The organism is Haloferax prahovense DSM 18310 (assembly GCF_000336815.1).
GTDB classification, from domain to species: domain Archaea; phylum Halobacteriota; class Halobacteria; order Halobacteriales; family Haloferacaceae; genus Haloferax; species Haloferax prahovense.
In genome coordinates, this window is sequence record NZ_AOLG01000027.1 from 1 (window position 1) to 234 (window position 234).

Annotated in this window: 1 rRNA gene; it reads right to left on the minus strand. The window is 51.7% G+C overall.

The window, feature by feature from the left end:
• A 23S ribosomal RNA gene (locus tag C457_RS20765) occupies nucleotides 1-234 on the minus strand; the annotation flags it as partial.

Here is a 234-nt window from a genome sequence, read left to right on the forward strand (position 1 = left end):
GGAGTGTTTAGTCTTCGCAGTTGATGCCTGCGAAATTCACGAGGGATATCCAACCCCCGCTATTCTGGAACAACCCCGGGATCTGGTTCTTATGTTACGGGGTTTTCACCCTGTATCACGCTCCGTTCCAGGAGACTTCACATAAGATCCAGGTCCGTTATGGGTAGTCCGTACACCACATTGCCCGAAGGCTTCGGTTTGGACTGTATCGCGTTCACTCGCCGTTACTAACGA